Below are 18,822 nucleotides of genomic sequence, written 5' to 3'. Positions count from 1 at the left end.
AAGGGAAAGAGACTCATCATGAAAAATCTGTTCCGTCCGCTGATCGTGATCTTCGCGGTGCTGACCGTGGTCACCGGACTCGCTTATCCCGCGGTGATGACCGCGTTCGGCCAGGCGGCGTTCCACCACCAGGCCAACGGCAGCCTGATCGAGCAGAACGGCAAGGTGGTCGGCTCGCAGCTGATCGGCCAGCAGTTCGACGCGCCTCAGTATTTCTGGGGCCGCCTGTCGGCGACGAGCCCGATGCCGTACAACCCGCAGAACTCCGGCGGCTCGAACCTCGGGCCGAACAACCCGGCGCTGCTCGACGAGATCAAGGGCCGTCTCGACGCGCTGAAGGCCGCGGGCACCGACATGTCGAAGCCGGTGCCGGTCGATCTGGTCACGTCGTCGGGCAGCGGGCTCGATCCGGAGATCAGTCCGGCCGCGGCCGCGTACCAGCTCGAGCGGGTCGCGCAGGCGCGCCACCTCGCGCCGAGCGACGTGCAGGCGCTCGTCGAGCGCTACACGACGGGGCGCCAGTTCGGCGTGCTCGGCGAGCCGCGCGTGAACGTGCTGAAGCTCAATCTCGCGCTCGATGAAAAAAAGCGCGGTTGACGCGAAACGCAACGGCAACGCATCAGCCGCGCTTGCGGTTCATCGACAAAACAGCGGCGTCCGCGTGGCGCCGCTGCGCCATTTGCGGGCCGGCGCGGGCCGTGCCAACATGCAGGCACCGCCGCTCGCACGACTATGACAATCACTGAGCATGAACCGCCCCGATCCTGACGAACTGCTCGACAAGCTGCAGCGCGACGAAGAAAAGCGCCTGCGCGGCAGGCTGAAAATTTTCTTTGGCGCGTCGGCAGGAGTCGGCAAAACCTACGCGATGTTGCAGGCCGCGCGCCGCCGCAAGGAAGAGGGTGTCGACGTGCTGGTCGGCATCGCCGAAACGCACGGGCGCGGCGAAACCGCCGCGTTGCTCGCGGGGCTCGACGTGCTGCCGCTCGCGCATATCGAGTATCGCGGCCGCAAGCTCGGCGAGTTCGATCTCGACGCCGCGCTCGCGCGCAAGCCGCAACTGATCCTCGTCGACGAACTCGCGCATTCGAACGTGCAGGGCGCGCGCCATCTGAAGCGCTGGCAGGACGTCTACGAACTGCTCGACGCCGGCATCGACGTCTATACGACCGTCAACGTGCAGCACCTGGAGAGCCTGAACGACGTGGTTGGCCAGATCACCGGCATCCGCGTGTGGGAAACCGTGCCCGATCGCGTGTTCGATCATGCCGACGAAGTCACGCTCGTCGATCTGCCGGCCGAGGAACTGCTCGACCGCATGCGCGACGGCAAGGTGTACATGGCGCAGCAGGCCGAGCGCGCGGTGCGCAACTTCTTTCGCAAGGGCAACCTGATCGCGCTGCGCGAACTGGCACTGCGCCGCACCGCCGATCGCGTCGATGCGCAGATGCGCGAGTACCGCGCCGATCGTTCGATCCAGCGCATCTGGCAGGCGCGTGAGCGGCTGCTGGTGTGCGTGGGTCCTGGTCCCGAAGCGCCGGCGCTGGTGCGCTCGGCGGCGCGCCTCGCCGCGAGCCTGAAGGCCGACTGGCTCGCGGTCTATGTCGAAACGCCCGCGTTGCAGCGTCTGCCCGACGCGCGCCGCGCACGCACGCTGAACGCGCTGAAGCTCGCCGCCGAACTCGGCGCCGAAACCGCGACGCTCGCCGCCACCGATGCGCTCGACGCGTTGATCGGTTACGCGCAGGCGCGCAACGTATCGAAGCTGGTGGCGGGCGCATCGTCGCGCACGGGCGTGAGCCGCTGGCTGCGCCGGCCGCTCGGCGAGCGCATCGCCGAGAAGAGCGGCGATCTTGATCTCACGCTGATTCGCGTGTCGTCGGAGCGCGACGGCGGCGAACAGCGCCATCTGTTGAACACGACCGCGAACGCGTGGCGCGAGGCGTTGAGCGCGGCGCGCGAGCGTCGCTCGCCGCCGCGCGCGTATGCGTTCGCGCTCGCGATCGGCGCGGCGATCACGCTGCTGTCGAGCCAGCTGATCGACCGCATCGATCTGACCAACCTGGTAATGCTGTATCTGCTCGGCGTGATCTTCACCGCGGTGAAGCTCGGGCGCGGGCCGGGCGTCGTGCTGTCGTTCGCGAGCGTCGCCGCGTTCGATTTCTTCTTCGTGCCGCCGCGCATGTCACTGTCGGTGTCCGATACGCAGTACCTGCTGACGTTCTTTGGCATGCTGCTGACATCGCTCGTGATCAGCCATCTGACTTCGAGCCTGCGCCGCGAGGCGAGCGTCGCGCGACGCCGCGAGCAGCGCACCGGCGCGATGTACGAGATGGCGCGCGAGCTCGCCGCGGCGCTTGCGACCGAGCAGATCGTCGGCATCGGCACGCGGCACGTGAGCGAGGTGTTCGGCGCGCGTGTCGCGATCCTGCTGCCCGACAGCGCCGATCAGGTCAAACAGAAAATCGAGGACCCCGACCCGGCGATCACGCTCGAAGGCGACGCGCTCGACCTCGACGTCGGCCAGTGGGTCTACGATCAGCAGAAGCCGGCCGGCCACGGCACCGACACGCTGCCGGCCGCCGCGGCGCTGTATCTGCCGCTAAAGGCGCCGATGCGCACACGCGGCGTGCTCGCGGTCGTCGTGCGTGACGAGCGCGAGCTGACCGTGCCGGAACAGCGGCGCATGCTCGATGCGTTCGCCGCGCAGATCGCGCTCGCGCTCGAACGCGTGCATTACGTCGATATCGCGCGCGATGCGCTCGTCAACATGGAGTCGGAACGGCTTCGCAATTCGCTGCTGTCGGCGATATCGCACGATCTGCGCACGCCGCTGACGACGATCGTCGGGTTTTCATCGATGCTCGCTCAGGGGCAGCGAGGGCAGGGGCCGACCGACCCGCAATCCGCAGCGCGTCGTAACGACGAACTCGTCGATGCAATCCACGAAGAAGCGCTGCGCATGACCGACATCGTCACGAATCTGCTCGACATGGCGCGCCTGCAGGCCGGCAGCTTGCAGCTGAACCAGCAATGGACGCTGCTCGAGGAGACCGTCGGCGCCGCGCTGCGCGCGTGCAAGCGCGTGCTCGCCGATCATCCGGTGCAGGTCACGCTGCCCGCCGATCTGCCGCTGCTGCATCTCGACGCGGTGCTGATGGAGCGGCTGTTCTCGAACCTGTTCGAGAACGCGGCCAAATACACGGCGTCCGGCACGCCGCTCGTGATCGGCGCGCAGCAGATCGACGCGGATGGCGCGCCGTTCGTGCGCGTGACGATCGACGACAACGGCCCCGGCCTGCCCGCCGGCATGGAAGCGCGCGTGTTCGAGAAGTTCACGCGCGGCGAGAAGGAATCGGCGAAACCGGGCATCGGCCTTGGCCTCGCGATCTGCCGCGCGATCGTCGAGGCGCACGGCGGTACAATCGGCGCGCTCAACCGGACGGCCGCGGATGGCCACATCGAGGGCGCGCGCTTCTGGTTCACGCTGCCGGTCAAGACGCCGCCCGACGCGCCCGAGACGTTCGATACGCTCGAAGACGAAGGCGCCGCCGCCGCCGCCGCCGACCTCAATCCGCTCACCCGACCCGCCCATGAGTGACCTGAGCATCACCGTCGTTCTGATCGAAGACGAAAAGCAGATACGCCGCTTCGTGCGCACGGCGCTCGAAGGCGAGGGCATCGCCGTGTACGACGCCGAGACCGGCAAGCAAGGGCTCGTCGAAGCGGCGACGCGCAAGCCCGATCTCGTGATCGTCGATCTGGGCCTGCCCGACACCGATGGCCTCGACGTGATCCGGGAGCTGCGCGGCTGGAGCGAGCTGCCGGTAATTGTGCTATCGGCGCGCACCCAGGAAAGCGAAAAGGTCGCCGCGCTCGACGCCGGCGCCGACGACTACCTGACCAAGCCGTTCGGCGTGTCCGAGTTGCTCGCGCGCATCCGCGCGCATCTGCGGCGGCGCAATCACGGCGGCGCGAACGAATCGCCGCAGGTGCGCTTCGGCGCGGTCACCGTCGATCTCGCGCTGCGCCAGGTCACGCGCGACGGCGCCGCGGTCCATCTGACGCCGATCGAATACCGGCTGCTCGCGACGCTCGTGCGCCACGCTGGCCGCGTGCTCACGCACCGGCAGCTGCTGCGCGATGTGTGGGGGCCGTCGCATGTCGAGAGTCACCACTATTTGCGCATCTACATGGCGCACCTGCGCGGCAAGCTCGAGCGCGATCCCGCGCAGCCGGAGCATATCGTCACGGAGACGGGCGTCGGGTATCGGCTGGTGGGCGCGGTGTGAGTTCGTCCGCGAAGCCGCTCCGTTATAATCTCCCGACGTAAGGACGACCTTACGCTTCTATCAATCATCGGGGACGGCCCCATTTTTCATGGAGCTGTTTCGATGTCCTGGTTTCTTCTGTTGATCGCCGGTTTGCTCGAAGTCGCGTGGGCGGCCGGTCTCAAAACTTCCGAAAGTTTCACCCGTTTCTGGCCGTCCGTCTTCACGGTCGTGACCGCGCTCGGCAGCTTCGCGCTGCTCGCGCTCGCGATGCGGCAACTGCCGCTCGGCACGGCCTATGCGGTGTGGACAGGAATTGGCGCGGTCGGCGCGTTCATTTTCGGCGTCGTGATGATGGGCGAGGCGCTGACGCTCGCGCGCGTCGCCAGTGCGTCGCTGATCGTGATCGGCCTCGTCGGGCTGAAGCTGTCGTCGGGGCACTGACCCTCGGCTACGTCCGCCCGGCGCGCGGCCGCCATTGCCTGTAAGCCACAGCGCGGCCTCGCCGCTCTACGTTCTGCGAATCATCGTAGCTATAATGAGACAGCAACGACGTTGAGATTGCCCGCGGCCTGGCTGGCGCGGCCGGCTTGGCAAGCCTGACGGCTTCGGCGCGGAATCCCGCTGGTTCCCGTCGCGGCGTCCGGCAAGCACAAAGCGCGTGGAGGCGGCCATGCTTGAATCACTTTCGCTTGCAGCGGGCCTTTCATGGGGCAGCGGTCTGCGCCTCTATCTGACGGTCCTTTTGGCCGGCGTATTAGAACGTCTTGGCCTGATTCACTTGCCGAACACATTGTCCGCGCTGTCATCGCCATGGGTGATCGGCGCGGCGGCCGTGCTGACGCTGGCCGAGTTCCTCGCCGACAAGATCCCCGCGTTCGACACGCTGTGGGACGCGATCCACACTTTCATCCGCATTCCGGCCGGCGCCGTGCTGGCCGCCGGCGCGCTCGGCCACGCCGATCCGACGCTGCTGACCGTCGCCGCGCTCGCGGGCGGCACGCTCGCCGGCACTGCGCATCTTGCGAAGGCGGGCACCCGCGCGCTGATCAATCTGTCGCCCGAACCGCTGTCGAACGTCGTCACGTCGACCGCCGAGGACGGCCTCGCGGTTGGCGGGGTACTGCTTGCGCTATTCGTGCCGCTCGCGTTTCTGGTCTTGATGGTAGGCTTTCTGCTACTCGCGGCGTGGGCATTGCCGCGATTGTGGCGTGGCGTGCAGGGCGGTTTTCGCGGCATGGCCACGCACATGGTGTCGCGATTGGCGAGGAGCAGGCACGATTGAGCGAAGCACTACCAGGATCTAAGGCGGGTTCAAGAACGCGCGCCGATACGAGACCGGCGCGCCGGCTCGGCGGCATCGATCTGTTGCGCCAGGCCATGCGGATGACGGCGCGCGACTGGCGCGCGGGCGAACTGACGATGTTGCTGCTCGCGCTCGTGCTGGCGGTCGCGGCGTTGTCGAGCGTCGGGTTTCTGGGCGACCGGCTGCATCAGGGGCTCGAGCGCGATGCGCGGCGCATGATCGCCGCCGACTTCATCGTGCGCGCCGATCATCCTGTCGATCCGCAATTCGCGGCCGAGGCGCACGCCCTGGGCCTGCGCACCGCCACCACGGCGATCTTTCCCAGCATGATCAACTCGACCGGCGCGCAGCCGGCGTCGCGGCTCGCCGCCGTCAAGGCGGTGTCGCCGGGCTATCCGTTGCGCGGCGCGCTGCGCATCGCGGCGGCGCCGGGTGCGGCCGATCATCCGGCGACGTCGATTCCGGCGCCGGGCACCGTGTGGGTCGACCAGGAATTGCTCGACGCACTGAAGCTGAAGGTCGGCGATGCGGTGAAGGTCGGCAATCGCAACTTCACGGTCGGCGCGCTGATCACGCGCGAACTCGATCGCGGCTTCTCGTTCGTCAACTTTTCGCCGCGCCTGATGCTGCGCGCCGACGAAGTGCAATCAACCGGCCTGATCACGTACGGCAGCCGGGTCACGTACCGGTTGCTGGTCGCCGGGTCCGACGACGCTGTCGCGCGCTTCGCGCAGTTCGCGCACGAGCACGTCGACGCCGGCAAGATGCGCGGCGTCGCGCTCGAGTCGCTGCAGGACGGCCAGCCGCAGGTGCGTCAGACGCTCGATCGCGCGGGCCATTTCCTGACGCTCGTGTCGCTGTTGACCGCGCTGCTCGCGGCGGTCGCAATCGCGATGGCCGCGCACCGCTTCATGCGCCGGCATCTCGACGGCTGCGCGGCGATGCGCTGTCTGGGCGTGAGCCACTCCGCGCTACGGGCGTTGTTCACGCTCGAATTCGTCGGGCTCGGCGTGATCGGCGGGGCGCTCGGCGTGGCGCTCGGCTATCTGGGGCATCTCGCGCTGCTGACGTGGCTCGGCGGCCTGATCGACGTGGTGCTGCCGCAGCCGACGCTGTGGCCCGCGCTCGAAGGTGTCGCGGCCGGCCTCGTGCTGCTGCTCGGCTTCGCGCTGCCGCCGCTGGTGCCGCTCACGCGGGTGCCGCCGGTGCGCGTGCTGCGGCGTGAATGGGGCGAGGAGGGCCGCACCGCGTGGGCCGCCTACGCGTTCGGCATCGTGCTGTTCGCGGGGCTGCTGATCCTCGCCGCCGGCGAATTGAAGCTCGGCGGCATCGTCGCGGGTGGATTCGCGGGCGGGTTGCTGGTGTTCGCCGGCATCGCACGGCTCGCGTTGTGGGGCGCGGCGCGCGTGGTGCGCAGCGAGCGCGTCAATGCGGGCATCGGCTGGCGCTATGCGCTCGCGTCGCTCGAGCGGCGCAGCAGCACGAGCGCGCTGCAGATCACCGCGCTCGGCATCGGCCTGATGTGCCTGTTGCTGATCGCGATGACGCGCAACGACCTCGTGCAGGGGTGGCGTAAATCGACGCCGCCCGATGCATCCAACGAGTTCATCATCGACATCCAGCCCGATCAGCGCGACGCGGTCACGCAGTATCTGGACGCGCACGGCATCGCTGGTGTGGACTTGTCGCCGATGGTGCGTGGGCGGCTCGTCGCGATCAACGGCAAGGCAGTCAACCCGGACTCGTTCAAGGGCGCGGACGCGCGGCGTCTGGTGGACCGCGAGTTCAACCTGTCGTACACGACGCAACTGCCCGACGACAACCGGATCGCCGCGGGCAGCTGGTTCGGCGATACGACGAAGCCGCAGATTTCGATCGAGCAGGGTCTCGCGAAGCTGATCAACGTGAAGCCCGGCGATGTGCTGCGCTTCGACGTGACGGGCCTGACTGTCGAGGCGCCGGTGACGAGCGTGCGCAAGCTCGACTGGGGGTCGTTCAAGGTCAACTTCTTCGTGCTGATGCCGCCCGTCTCGTTGCAGGACTTCCCGGCGACGTTCATCACGAGCTTCCATCTGCCCGCGGATAAGCAGTCGACGATCGACGGCCTGATCGCCGCGTATCCCAATCTGACCGCGATCGACACCGGCCCGATCCTCGCGCAGGTGCAGCGCGTGTTGCAGCAGGTGATCGGCGCGGTGCAGTTCCTGTTCGCGTTCACGCTCGCGGCCGGCGTGCTGGTGCTGTACGCGGCGCTTGCCGGCACGCGCGACGAGCGTATGCGAGAATCCGCGCTGCTGCGCGCGCTGGGCGCATCGCATCGTCAGGTGCGGGCGGTGCAGGTGGCCGAGTTCGTCGCGGTCGGTGCGCTGGCCGGCCTGATGGCGGCGGCCGGCGCGCAGATCATCGGCTCGCTGCTGGCCACGCACGTGTTCGAGTTTTATCTGGACTTCGATCCGTGGCTGCTGCCGGCGGGCATTGGCGCCGGTATCGCGTGTGCGGGCGTCGGCGGGTGGCTGAGTCTGCGGCATGTGTTGGCGCGGCCGGCGCTGCAATCGCTGCGCGACGCGTGAGTTTTCTTTGTGATGTTTATTTGCTGTTGAGCAGGGTATGAGCGATTTGAACGACGAAGTGTCCTCGGACAAGCCGACGGCCTTCGAACTGGTGGGCGGCGAGGCGCGTGTGCGCGAACTGGTCGACCGGTTTTACGACCTGATGGATCTCGAGGCGGATTTCGCCGGGATTCGCGCGCTGCATCCGGCATCGCTCGAGGGTTCGCGCGACAAGCTGTTCTGGTTTTTGTGCGGCTGGCTCGGCGGTCCCGATCATTACATCAGCCGCTTTGGCCATCCCCGTTTGCGCGCGCGGCATCTGCCGTTTGCGATCGCGTCGAGCGAGCGCGACCAGTGGTTGAGGTGCATGGCGTGGGCGATGGAGGACATCGGTTTGCCGGAGCCGCTGCGCGAGCGCCTGCTCGGTTCGTTCTTCGAAACCGCCGACTGGATGCGCAACCGCAATGGCTGACACGCCGCAGCACGCCGCCTCGGCACCGTACTCGGTCGAAGCCGACTACGCGGCGCTCGAGCCGCGCGCGCGAGAGATTCTCGACTGCTGGTTCGGCGCGCCGGGCACGCCGGAGCACGGCACGGAGCGCAAGCTCTGGTTCGAGCGCAATGACGCCGTGGATGCGATGCTGCGCGAACGTTTCAGTAACCTGATCGATGCGGCCAACGCGGGTGAGCTCGACGCATGGCAGGCCACGCCGTTGGGCGCGTTGGCGCTCGTGATCGTGCTGGACCAGTTTTCCCGCAACTGCCATCGTGGGACGCCGCGCGCTTTCGCGACCGACAGCAAGGCGCTGCAAACCGCGCAACGAATGGTCGCGAGCGGCGCCGATCGGCTGTTGCCAGGCGTGCAGCATCGCGCGTTCGCGTATCTGCCGTTCGAGCACGATGAATCGCTCGCTAGCCAGCAGGAGTCGCTGCGGCTCTTCAAACAGCTCGCGCAGGAGCCGGGCGGTGAAGGCTACTATCAATACGCGCTGCGCCACGCGAAAGTGATCGAGCGGTTCGGCCGCTTTCCGCATCGCAACGCGTTGCTCGGACGTGAATCGAGCGACGAGGAGATCGCGTTTCTGCGCGAGCCCGGTTCGTCGTTTTGAATTAGCACGGTCGCGCGCGAGGCACTCGGCCGGCGCGACGCGTTGCGCGGCTTTACTCGTCGCCGTGTATCTTGCCCGCCACCGGCGTACGCACGAACACGCGCAATAGCTCATCCGAATCACCCGGCCGCGCGCCGGACCAGAACAGCCGCCATTCGCCGGCCGGCGGCCGCGCGTTGTCGCGGCGGCTTTCCTCGATCAGCCACGTGCAGGCGGTCGTGCGCGGATCTTCGCTCGGCTGATGCACGATGCCCGTGTAGTAGAAGAGCATCGGCGCTTCGGATTCGCCGAGTCCGGAGCTTGCCATGCAGTCGCCGTCGTTCCATTCGATATCCATCTTCGCGCCGAGGTCGCGGAACACCGAGCGGTAGCTTTTCGCGTAGTCGAGCCACGGCAGCAGCAGCGTGCTGACGAGCCCCCAGACTAGCATCGCGCCCGCGCACCAGCTGAGCGCGCCGCGCCATTTGCCCGCGTACTTGAACGACGGCAGCAGCCACAGCCAGCCGATCGTCAGCACCAGCGCGGCGATGATCAGCGCGGGCGAAATCGGCAGCACCCAGTCGAGCGGTAGCCAGCGGCCGAGCAGATGCAGCGACGCATGGTTGCTCGCCGGGTTCGTCATGGTGGACCAGACCATCCACACGAGTGCGGCCGCGCTGCCGAACAGCACGCGGCTCGTCATATCCCAGCCGGTATGCAGGCGCGCCGGCAAGCGTTCGACGCCCTGCATCGCGACCAGCGCGAGCGGCGCGATGAACGGCAGGATGTAGAGCTCGCGGACCGTCGCCGAAGTTTGCAGCACCGCGAAACCGGTGCCCGCGAACAGCATCGGCAACGCCACGCGCGGATCGCGCCAGCGCCGCCATGCGCCACCGGCGAGCGCGGCCAGCGCGAGCGGCACGACCGGAAAACCGACGCTCAGCACGGTGCGCAGCACGAACAGGTGGCTCTCGTTTTCGGAGCCGAGCTCGGCGACCGAAAAACCGAAGAAGCGCCCGACGTTGTTATCCCACAGCCATACCTTGAAGAGCGCCTCGGAGCGCAGGTAGAAGCAGATCGGCCAGATCAGCGCGAATGGCGCGCAGACGAGCGCGGCGAGGCACAGCGCGCCCGCGAAGCCGCGGCTGCGGCATGCCGGATAGAGCAGCAGCGCCGCGCAGGTGGTGGCGCCGAACACGAGCGGCACGAACAGCCCCTTGGCAAGCAGCGACACGCCGACACCCGCGCCGAACATCGCCGCGCCGCTGAGGATCGCGTGACGCCGCGTGCGGGCATCGAGCGGTTTGATCTGCCGGGCGGCCTGAGCATGCATCGGGAAATACGAGGCCGCGCCCGGGTCGTCACGCAGATGCACGAGCACGAGTTCGAACAATCCGCAAAACCCGAGCGCGGCGCCGGCCATCAGTGCGACGTCGGTCATCATGTCGTGCACGTGCTTGACGACGACGAGCGTGCCGCCGAACAGCGCGAGCGTGCCGATCACGCGCAGGTCGAACCAGCTCGGCACAGCGACCGCGCGACGTGCGACCCGCGCGGTGTAGTACACCGTGAGGCCCGCGAACAGCGCGCTCGCGAGCCGTGCCGCATCGTGCAGCGGCAGATAGCGGCCGAACATCCACGCGAAGCCGGTGGCGACCCAGTCGTAGATGGGCGGCTTTTCGACGAAGGGCTGGCCGGCATTGGTCGGCACGACCAAATCGCCGGTATCGAGCATGTGCTGGACGATGCCGAATGTGTAGGTTTCGTCCTGCTTCCATGGCTCGTGGCCGAGAATGCCGGGGACGAGCCACGCGCAGAGGATCGCCAGCGCGACGAACCACAGCAGCGGGCGGATCGCCGCGAGCGCGCGCCAACGCTGCAGGCCGCGCGTGGCGCGGTCGGCGGAAACCGCTGAGCCCGATGCGTGCGCGGTGTCGACGCTGTGGTTCGCGAGCGCCGAATCTGCGGTGTCTCTAATGGCGGGCTGGACCTGCGCGCCGGCAAACGGGTGCGCGGTGCTGGCGGTAAGCGCGGCCTCTTGCGCACGGCCAGCTGGAGCGGCCGAGGTCGCGGCCGTCGCGCTGGCATTGTGCGCGCGCCAGCGCGTGGACTGCTTGTCTTGCATGGATGTCTCTGGTCAGCGTACGCGTCGGCGTTGGCCTCGTACCTATGTTTTGCTTACGTCGCCTGCAAATGCATTCGATCCGGTCGATTGTATCGCTGCATTATTACGGAAGATTACAGTCGCGGGGAGGCGCTCGCATTCGATGAGCGGCTGTGTCGGTTTCACGACAAATCGACGGGAATACGTGGAACGAGAGGAGGTGTGGAGCGCGGAACAAGGCGCGGCCGTAGCGGACCGCGCTCTGCGTTCAAGGCTTGCGTGTCCACTTGCACGCGACGTTCGCTCACCGGCCGCCGGCAACGTCGAACAGCGCGCCCGTCACGTACGACGACGCATCGCTGAGCAGCCATACGATGGCCTCGGCGACTTCGTCGGCGCTGCCGGGGCGGCCGAGCGGCGTGGTCGCGCCCAGTTGTGCGGCGCGTTCCGGCTTGCCGCCGCTCGCGTGGATCTCGGTGTCGATCAGACCCGGACGCACCGCGTTCACGCGCACGCCCTGCGGGCCGAGTTCTTTTGCGAGGCCGATGGTCATCGTGTCGATGGCGCCTTTCGATCCCGCGTAGTCGACGTATTCGTTCGGCGAACCCAGCCGCGCCGCCGCCGACGAAACATTGACGATCGCGCCGCCTGAGCCGCCGCGCTGGGTCGACATACGCCGCGCCGCTTCGCGTGCGCACAGATAGGCGCCGAGCACGTTGACGTCGAACACGCGTTTCAGACGCGCGAAGTCCATATCGGCGAGCTGGCTCGACGGCGCGACGATGCCGGCGTTGTTGACGAGCGCATCGATGCGGCCGAAGGTTTGCTGCAGCGTATCGAACATGCCGGTCACGTCGGCTTCGTTCGCGACATCGCCGGCGATTGGCAGCGCGCGGCCGCCCGCATGTTCGACTTCGGCGACCGTCTGCTGCGCGGCGGCGAGGTCACGCACGTAGTTCACGCCGACACACCAGCCGCGCGCGCCAAGCAGACGCGCGGTGGCGCGGCCAATGCCGCGGCTGCCGCCGGTGATGAGAACAGCTTTCGTCATCGCAACCTCGTCGTTGGGGTGATGCGTGCGCGGCGGTCCGCCCTTGAGTTCGAGTTCGGCGGAACGGGATTCAGATCGCGTCGCTTTGCACTGCCGCCCATTTGTCGCGTGCGGGCGGCGCGTAACGTTGCAGCTTGCCAATCAACGCGAGCGGATCGGCGTCGATTTGCAGCATGTCGAGATAGGTCTTGCGCAGGAAGCCTTCGTCGACCGTGTGCTGAAGCACGCGGACCAGCGGCTCGTAGAAGCCGCCGGTGTTCAGCAGCGCGACCGGCTTGCCGTGATAGCCGAGCTGCGCCCACGTGAAGACCTCGAACAGCTCCTCGAGCGTGCCCGCGCCGCCCGGCATCGCGACGAACGCATCGGATAGTTCGGCCATCATCTTCTTGCGATGATGCATGTCGGGCACCACGTGCAGCTCAGTCAGGCCGTTATGACCCACCTCCTTGCTGACGAGCAGTTCGGGAATCACGCCGATCGCGCGGCCGCCTTCGGCCATCACGGTGTCGGCGATCACGCCCATGAGTCCCACTTTGCCGCCCCCAAACACGAGCGCGAGATCGGCCTCGACGAGGGCGCGGCCGAACGCGCGCGCCGCCTGCGCATACAACGGTTTGGCTCCCATAGAAGAGCCGCAATAGACACACACCGACTTCATGCTCAACTTTCCTTCGATTCGTTGCGAGGCGCGGCGCCTTCACGCGGCGGCAAGTAGTCGTAGAACTCGCGCTTGGGCAGTGTGCCGGATACGAGGTCGTCGAACAGCTGCCGCGAGCGGCCGCGCAGATAGGGCGCCATCAGCGAGACGATCTGCACGCTGACCTGATGCAGCTCCTCGCGGATCGCTTCCTGCTCGTTGTATTTGCGCGGATTCATCACGAACTGATATGACAGCCAGTACGTGCCGATCACGCCGACGTTGGTCGCGATCACTTGCATTTCCTGCGGCGTCGCGACCATTTCGCCGTCGGCGACGAGTTGCTCGCAGAACTGGCTCGCGAAGCGCACCTTGTGGCTGATGATCTGCTTGAAATGCGTCTCGAGCGTGCGGTTGCGCGCGAGGAGGTCGTTCAGGTCGCGGTACAGGAAGCGGTAGCGCCAAGTGAAATCGACCATGTACTGCAGATACGACCACATTTCGTCGATGGTCGCACGATGGTCGTCGGGGAAACGCAGACGCTTCTCGATCTCCTGCTCGAACTGGCTGAAGATGCTGTTGATGATGTCGTCTTTGTTGCGGAAGTGGTAGTACAGGTTGCCTGGGCTGATTTCCATTTCCTCGGCGATCGTCGTCGTCGTGACGTTCGGCTCGCCGATTTCGTTGAACAGCTTCAACGACAGTTCGAGAATCCGTTCGCGCGTGCGGCGGGGAGGTTTGGCTTCCATGTCGTCCGGCCCTGGTTATGCCGGGCTGGGGCGCATGGCGGCGTGCCGCTGCTGCGTGTTCCACCCGGATGCGGTTGGTATATTGAGCTCTCCCGAACCCGCCGACACGCGGCAGGCCCCCCGAAAGGGCAGGATGAGGCGAGGCGCGGATACGTTTGCGCGAGCGCTTTCCTGTGAGACCGTTAAACGATTATAAACCGAGCGTTCTAATACCCAACCGCCTGCGCGGATATTCAACCTGTTGGACATGGCCCAAGCGTGCGCTTCAACCCGCGTCGAGACTCAAAGCCACGCGCGAACCCAGCCGACCACCAGCGGCCCGACGATCACCCCCCACGTCATCACACACATGCCGAGCGCGACCATCACGGCCGCGCTGCCGAGATCCTTCGCGCGGCGGGAGAGCTCGTGACGTTCGAGCGAGATCCGGTCGATCGCCGCTTCGACGCTCGAATTGAGCAGCTCGACGATCAGCACGAGCAGCACCGAGCCAAGCAGCAGCACGCGCGACACGGGATCGACGGGCACCACGAGGCCGCACGGAATCAGGATCGCGGCCAGCGTGAGTTCCTGACGAAACGCGCTTTCCTCGCGAATCGCGACGCGAAAACCGGCCAGCGAGTTTTTCATCGCGTGCCATGCGCGCGTGAGGCCGCGGTTGCCTTTGTAGGGGTTGAAGGGCAGCGGGGCGAGCGGGTCGTCGGGGCTGAGGGGTTCGTTGGGGGCGTCGTGGCTCGAGTCGCGGGTTGTGTCGTGGCTGGCGTCGCGTTGCACGCCGCCCGAGACGCTCGGGCCGCCGTTCCTGGACCTCTCGCCGTTCACCCGATGCACGGTATCCGCATGCCCGCTCACACCCGGCTCGCGGACATCGTCGAACGGTTCGATGCTCGTGGTGTCGGGGCTGGACTCGACGGCGCGCAGCGCGCCGTTCGACGCGCCTTCGGCGCTGGATCGACTGCTTCGCATGGATAGCTCCGCGCGCCGCATCACGCAGCGGCGCTTTCCTCACGATACGCCGTGCCGCGCAGTGGCTTCAAATGCGCGGCGAATTGTGCGGACGCCGCTGCCCACGAAAAGCGCTCGGCCCATGCGCGCGCATGCGATCGCTCGATCTTCAGCGCCTCGAGACAGGCCTCGCGCAGATCCTCGTGCATCGCACCGGCGCCGCCGTCGCCGAGCACGTCGATCGGGCCGGTGACCGGATATGCGGCCACCGGCGTGCCGCATGCGAGCGCTTCGAGCAGCACGAGCCCGAACGTGTCGGTGCGGCTCGGAAACACGAAGACGTCGGCGGCCGCGTAGACCTTCGCGAGTTCGGCCTGCGACAGCACGCCCAGATAGTTGACCTGCGGGTAGCGCGACTTCAGTTCGGCGAGCGCCGGACCTTCGCCCGCGACCCACTTCGAGCCGGGCAGATCGAGCTGCAAGAAAGCCTCGACGTTCTTCTCGACCGCCACGCGTCCCACATACAGGAAGATCGGCCGCGCGGTGTTGAGCACCTTCGAGTCCATCGGCCGGAAGATCTCGAGATCGACGCCGCGCGTCCACAGCACGACATTGGTGAAGCCGAACTTTTCGAGGTCCTGCTTGACGACGGGCGTGGGCGCCATCACCGCGAGCGATGGCTCGTGGAACCAGTGCAGAAACTTGTAGGTCGCCGCGAGCGGGATGCGAAAGCGCGCCTGCACGTACTCGGGAAAGCGCGTGTGATACGCGGTCGTAAACGGCAGCTTGTGCTCGATCGCATATGCGCGCGCGGCCATGCCGAGCGGACCTTCGGTCGCAATGTGCAACGCATCGGGCGCGAAACGGTCGATGCGCTCGCGCAGCCGGCGGCGCGGCAGCAGCGACAGGCGTATCTCCGGATAAGTCGGGCACGGGATGGTGCGGAATTCGAGCGGTGTCAGCAGATCGACCTGATGGCCGAGCGCGGTGAGTTCGCGCCGGGTGTTCTTCAGCGTGCGCACGACGCCGTTGACCTGCGGCTCCCATGCGTCGGTGACGATCATGATCTTCATCGCGTTGTTCATCGCTGCGGGCCCTGTGGAATTGGAGAGTGGAACTGCTCAGGCAGTGGCGCGGGCTTTTTGCGTGCCCTTCTGGGGCGCGCGCAGCGCGGTCCAGAAGACCACCTTGAGTTCGCCTTCATAGGTCTCGACGAGCGCCGACAGACTCTCGACCCAATCGCCATCGTTGCAATAGAGCACACCGTCGATCTCGCGCATTTCGGCCTTGTGGATGTGCCCACAGACGACGCCGTCACAGCCGCGGCGACGCGCTTCGTCGGTCATCACGGTTTCGAACGACGAGATGAAGTTGACCGCGTTCTTGACCTGATGCTTCAGGTATTGCGACAGCGACCAGTACGGGAAGCCGAGCTTGCTGCGAATCCGGTTGAACCAGCGGTTCAGCACGAGGATCATCGTGTACAGCGTGTCGCCGAGATAGGCGAGCCATTTCGCATGCTGGATCACGCCGTCGAACAAATCGCCGTGCACGATCCACAGCCGCTTGCCGGCGAGCGTCGTGTGGAACGCTTCGCCGCGCACGTGGATGTCGCCGAACGCGAGGTCGCAGAACTGGCGCGCGGCTTCGTCGTGATTGCCGGGCACGTAGATGACCTGGGTGCCTTTGCGCGCTTTGCGCAGCACTTTCTGCACGACGTCGTTGTGGGCCTGCGGCCAGTACCAGCCTTTCTTCAACTGCCAGCCGTCGATGATGTCGCCGACCAGGTACAGGTACTCCGATTCGTTGTGGCGCAGGAAGTCGAGCAGATAACCGGCCTGGCAGCCGCTCGAGCCGAGATGGATATCCGAGAGCCAGATCGTGCGATAGCGATGCGGATCGTCGTGGCCGTCATCGGGATGATCGGCGTGGGCGTCGAGTGATGGCGTCGCCGGCAGCGGCAGGCCGTGATGAGTAGAACCCGGGGCGGGCCGGAACGCGACGGGGTCGACGCTCGGACCGGTTTGACGAAACAGGGAAGTCGCGGACGTATTGGGGTCCATGGCTCACGCGTCGAGTGGCGGTGCCCGTATTGGGCCAGGCGCGAGTGACTCTGCCGTGACAGTCACGAGAAGTTCTTATTACGGTGGGGTCCTGGCGGGGCCTGTTTTTTTCGTTGTTCTGGCCTTTTTGGCCTTTCCTTGCTGGCTTGTCGGTCTATTAGCGTTGCCCCTGTGCGGGGCGGCACCTACTTTCTTTGCTGCTGCAAAGAAAGTAGGCAAAGAAGACAGCTCAAACCGCCAGCTCATAAGCGGGTCCCCTGGCTTGGCAGGGGTAGTGGTGCATCTGGAATCCGTGTCCCCGCACATTCCCGTTCGTGACAAAGCCATCATCCATCCCACTCCGCACTACGTGCGTCGCGGACGGGTCTGCCAGGGAAACCGGCAGGTTGCCTCGGCGAGGCGCCGAAACAACGAGGGGTTTTGGAGCGGGGATTCGGCGCTCGGAGCGCCGCCGGAAGAATGACTGCCGTGTCACGAACGCGGAATGTGCGGGAGCACGGATTCCAGATGCACCACTACCTCACGCGGACCGAGGGACCCGCTTAAGAGTTAGCGGTATGAGCTGTCTTCTTTGCCTACTTTCTTTGCAGCAGCAAAGAAAGTAGGTGCCGCCCCGCACAGGGGCAACGCTAATAGACCGACAAGTCAGCAAGGAAAGGCCAACACCGCAAGAACAAAGACAAAAAGCCCTAACCCCGCCAAAGGCGGCAACGCATTCAGCACGCGCGCTAGCGCACAACCTGGACCACCCGCGTCCCCGCGAGCCGATCATGCAAAAACTGCCGCTGCGGATCAAACCGCCCACTCGCGGACCAGACCACGAACCAGACGCCCGCAAAAACAAGCGTCTGCGGCACCCGCAAGCCAAGAAGCGGATGCACGGCCAGCGGCGGCAAAAACCACAACCAGGCGAGCACATACCGCGCAATCGCCCGTCCAACGGAAACCGGCCCGCCATCAGCGCCAACAACCCGTAACCGCCAGGTTTTCATCGGCAGCGTCTGGCCACCATGCGTCCAGAACCAGACGAAATACACGCCAACCACGAAGCCAATCCAGCAGGCGAGCAGGTTGTGATGCGCGAGCCCGTTACGCTGCTGCGTCAGCGTGCTGAACAGATAGCCGGCGAGAAACACCACGCCGAACAGAATGACCGCCTCGTAGAGCAGCGCCGCCAGCCGTCGCCGGACGGTGGGCGCCGTGCCGCCGAGCGCGGCGGCGGGCAGGCTGGGAGTGACGAGCGACTGGGACACGTAATGGGCTCGGGATCGGGATCAGGAGCCGTGGAAGATCGCCGGCGCCTCGGCCGGCGACACCGGCACCGGCGTCGCCGGCACGAAGCTGCCCGGCGCCGGAATCGCGGGGGTGGCCGGCAGCGAGGCCGCGGCCGGTGCCGAGGCGCCCGGTGCGGCGCTCGCCGCCGCGGCAGCGCTGGCGCCCGCGCCGTGCTCGCGCGCGTTCAAGAACCGGTCGATGCCCTTGATCTCATTGCGAGCCGACGGCGGCGCGCTGACGACGCTGGGGCGACGCTTGCGCTCACTGGCGGCGAGCCGCTCCTTCGTTTCTTCGGGCAGTTGTTGGTACGCCTTCCACGCGTTCTGGCGCGCTTCGCGCGGCAATTCCTTCGAAACCTGGTAGTTCTCTCGCGCGACGCGGCGCTGATCGGGCGTCATGCGCACCCATTCGCTCATGCGCTCATGCAGACGCTTTTGCGCATCCGGCGACATCTTTGCGTATCGCGACGCGATCTTGATCCACTTTCGCTTGCGTTCGTCGCTGTACGAATCCCACTGCGATGCGAATGGTGCGAGAGCGATATGCTCATCGGCGCTTAGACGCGACCACGCGAGCGGGCTGTTGCTGCCGGGCAGGCTAGGCAAGTCGACGGAAAGTGCGGGGGCGGGCGCGGGCGCGGCGACGTTGACGCCGGGCGACGGATGGCCCGCCGGGGACGGGCTCGGATGAAAGCGCGGATAGGTCGCGACGAACGACACCAGTGCCGCGATCGTGCATCCGAAAACAACGGCCAGGCCGCGCTTGTAACTCACCCGAGGAATCT

At 66.5% G+C, this 18,822-nt stretch carries 17 protein-coding genes; 8 read left to right on the top strand and 9 right to left on the bottom strand.

Going from position 1 to position 18,822, the window contains the following annotated elements; all coding sequences use genetic code 11:
- Positions 1-18: 18 nt before the first annotated feature.
- The 8 genes from kdpC (at position 19) to G5S42_RS24635 (ending at position 9,235) form a co-directional block, all read left to right on the top strand.
- A complete protein-coding gene (gene kdpC / locus G5S42_RS24670) occupies positions 19-597 on the top strand; it encodes a potassium-transporting ATPase subunit KdpC (protein WP_176109151.1) in 579 nt (192 codons plus the stop codon).
- 151 nt (positions 598-748) lie between these two features.
- Positions 749-3,601: a DUF4118 domain-containing protein gene (locus G5S42_RS24665; RefSeq protein WP_176109150.1), complete on the top strand. Its 2,853-nt coding sequence runs from the start codon at positions 749-751 to the stop codon at positions 3,599-3,601.
- A complete protein-coding gene (gene kdpE / locus G5S42_RS24660) occupies positions 3,594-4,292 on the top strand; it encodes a two-component system response regulator KdpE (protein ID WP_176109149.1) in 699 nt (232 codons plus the stop codon). Before G5S42_RS24665 ends, kdpE begins: the two co-directional genes overlap by 8 nt.
- A gap of 102 nt (positions 4,293-4,394) precedes the next feature.
- Positions 4,395-4,715: a quaternary ammonium compound efflux SMR transporter SugE gene (sugE, locus tag G5S42_RS24655; protein ID WP_176109148.1), complete on the top strand. Its 321-nt coding sequence runs from the start codon at positions 4,395-4,397 to the stop codon at positions 4,713-4,715.
- A gap of 229 nt (positions 4,716-4,944) precedes the next feature.
- Complete coding sequence (locus G5S42_RS24650; protein WP_176109147.1) at positions 4,945-5,556, top strand: DUF4126 domain-containing protein; 612 nt, start codon at positions 4,945-4,947, stop codon at positions 5,554-5,556.
- Positions 5,557-5,657: 101 nt separating this feature from the next.
- Complete coding sequence (locus tag G5S42_RS24645; RefSeq protein ID WP_246392207.1) at positions 5,658-8,147, top strand: ABC transporter permease; 2,490 nt, start codon at positions 5,658-5,660, stop codon at positions 8,145-8,147.
- A gap of 37 nt (positions 8,148-8,184) precedes the next feature.
- On the top strand, positions 8,185-8,598 hold the full coding sequence (locus G5S42_RS24640; protein WP_176109145.1) for a group II truncated hemoglobin: 414 nt from the start codon (positions 8,185-8,187) through the stop codon (positions 8,596-8,598).
- The gene (locus G5S42_RS24635; protein ID WP_176109144.1) at positions 8,591-9,235 is read left to right on the top strand and encodes a DUF924 family protein; all 645 of its coding nucleotides are present in this window, start codon (positions 8,591-8,593) and stop codon (positions 9,233-9,235) included. Before G5S42_RS24640 ends, G5S42_RS24635 begins: the two co-directional genes overlap by 8 nt.
- Before the next feature lie 52 nt (positions 9,236-9,287).
- Here the strand turns inward: G5S42_RS24635 and G5S42_RS24630 are convergent, their stop codons facing one another.
- From G5S42_RS24630 to G5S42_RS24590, 9 genes are all read right to left on the bottom strand, one after another.
- Positions 9,288-11,339: an ArnT family glycosyltransferase gene (locus G5S42_RS24630; protein WP_176109143.1), complete on the bottom strand. Its 2,052-nt coding sequence runs from the start codon at positions 11,337-11,339 to the stop codon at positions 9,288-9,290.
- 283 nt (positions 11,340-11,622) lie between these two features.
- Positions 11,623-12,369: an SDR family oxidoreductase gene (locus G5S42_RS24625; protein WP_176109142.1), complete on the bottom strand. Its 747-nt coding sequence runs from the start codon at positions 12,367-12,369 to the stop codon at positions 11,623-11,625.
- Positions 12,370-12,439: 70 nt separating this feature from the next.
- A complete protein-coding gene (locus tag G5S42_RS24620) occupies positions 12,440-13,027 on the bottom strand; it encodes an LOG family protein (protein ID WP_176109141.1) in 588 nt (195 codons plus the stop codon).
- A 2-nt stretch (positions 13,028-13,029) separates the two neighbouring features.
- Positions 13,030-13,755, bottom strand: a complete 726-nt coding sequence (locus tag G5S42_RS24615; RefSeq protein WP_013088915.1) for a TetR/AcrR family transcriptional regulator — start codon at positions 13,753-13,755, stop codon at positions 13,030-13,032.
- A gap of 282 nt (positions 13,756-14,037) precedes the next feature.
- Positions 14,038-14,721: a diacylglycerol kinase gene (locus tag G5S42_RS24610; protein ID WP_176109140.1), complete on the bottom strand. Its 684-nt coding sequence runs from the start codon at positions 14,719-14,721 to the stop codon at positions 14,038-14,040.
- A 20-nt stretch (positions 14,722-14,741) separates the two neighbouring features.
- A complete protein-coding gene (locus G5S42_RS24605) occupies positions 14,742-15,773 on the bottom strand; it encodes a glycosyltransferase family 4 protein (protein WP_176110622.1) in 1,032 nt (343 codons plus the stop codon).
- A gap of 48 nt (positions 15,774-15,821) precedes the next feature.
- Positions 15,822-16,763: a UDP-2,3-diacylglucosamine diphosphatase gene (locus G5S42_RS24600; protein WP_176109139.1), complete on the bottom strand. Its 942-nt coding sequence runs from the start codon at positions 16,761-16,763 to the stop codon at positions 15,822-15,824.
- 728 nt (positions 16,764-17,491) lie between these two features.
- Positions 17,492-18,016, bottom strand: coding sequence for an RDD family protein (locus tag G5S42_RS24595; RefSeq protein WP_176109138.1), 525 nt, complete (start codon positions 18,014-18,016; stop codon positions 17,492-17,494).
- 21 nt (positions 18,017-18,037) lie between these two features.
- The gene (locus tag G5S42_RS24590; protein ID WP_176109137.1) at positions 18,038-18,811 is read right to left on the bottom strand and encodes a DUF3106 domain-containing protein; all 774 of its coding nucleotides are present in this window, start codon (positions 18,809-18,811) and stop codon (positions 18,038-18,040) included.
- Between the last annotated feature and the right edge of the window lie 11 nt (positions 18,812-18,822).

This window comes from Paraburkholderia youngii (assembly GCF_013366925.1).
Classification (GTDB): Bacteria; Pseudomonadota; Gammaproteobacteria; order Burkholderiales; family Burkholderiaceae; genus Paraburkholderia; species Paraburkholderia youngii.
Note: the sequence above shows the minus strand (reverse complement) of the source record. Positions and strands in the feature narration are given on the sequence as shown.

Excerpts from the sequence above, each read along its gene's own strand:
- kdpC (WP_176109151.1), top strand. The coding sequence starts at position 19 with ATGAAAAATCTGTTCCGTCCGCTGATCGTGATCTTCGCGGTGCTGACC.
- G5S42_RS24665 (WP_176109150.1), top strand. The coding sequence starts at position 749 with ATGAACCGCCCCGATCCTGACGAACTGCTCGACAAGCTGCAGCGCGAC.
- kdpE (WP_176109149.1), top strand. The coding sequence starts at position 3,594 with ATGAGTGACCTGAGCATCACCGTCGTTCTGATCGAAGACGAAAAGCAG.
- sugE (WP_176109148.1), top strand. The coding sequence starts at position 4,395 with ATGTCCTGGTTTCTTCTGTTGATCGCCGGTTTGCTCGAAGTCGCGTGG.
- G5S42_RS24650 (WP_176109147.1), top strand. The coding sequence starts at position 4,945 with ATGCTTGAATCACTTTCGCTTGCAGCGGGCCTTTCATGGGGCAGCGGT.
- G5S42_RS24645 (WP_246392207.1), top strand. The coding sequence starts at position 5,658 with ATGACGGCGCGCGACTGGCGCGCGGGCGAACTGACGATGTTGCTGCTC.
- G5S42_RS24640 (WP_176109145.1), top strand. The coding sequence starts at position 8,185 with ATGAGCGATTTGAACGACGAAGTGTCCTCGGACAAGCCGACGGCCTTC.
- G5S42_RS24635 (WP_176109144.1), top strand. The coding sequence starts at position 8,591 with ATGGCTGACACGCCGCAGCACGCCGCCTCGGCACCGTACTCGGTCGAA.
- G5S42_RS24630 (WP_176109143.1), bottom strand. The coding sequence starts at position 11,339 with ATGCAAGACAAGCAGTCCACGCGCTGGCGCGCGCACAATGCCAGCGCG.
- G5S42_RS24625 (WP_176109142.1), bottom strand. The coding sequence starts at position 12,369 with ATGACGAAAGCTGTTCTCATCACCGGCGGCAGCCGCGGCATTGGCCGC.
- G5S42_RS24620 (WP_176109141.1), bottom strand. The coding sequence starts at position 13,027 with ATGAAGTCGGTGTGTGTCTATTGCGGCTCTTCTATGGGAGCCAAACCG.
- G5S42_RS24615 (WP_013088915.1), bottom strand. The coding sequence starts at position 13,755 with ATGGAAGCCAAACCTCCCCGCCGCACGCGCGAACGGATTCTCGAACTG.
- G5S42_RS24610 (WP_176109140.1), bottom strand. The coding sequence starts at position 14,721 with ATGCGAAGCAGTCGATCCAGCGCCGAAGGCGCGTCGAACGGCGCGCTG.
- G5S42_RS24605 (WP_176110622.1), bottom strand. The coding sequence starts at position 15,773 with ATGAAGATCATGATCGTCACCGACGCATGGGAGCCGCAGGTCAACGGC.
- G5S42_RS24600 (WP_176109139.1), bottom strand. The coding sequence starts at position 16,763 with ATGGACCCCAATACGTCCGCGACTTCCCTGTTTCGTCAAACCGGTCCG.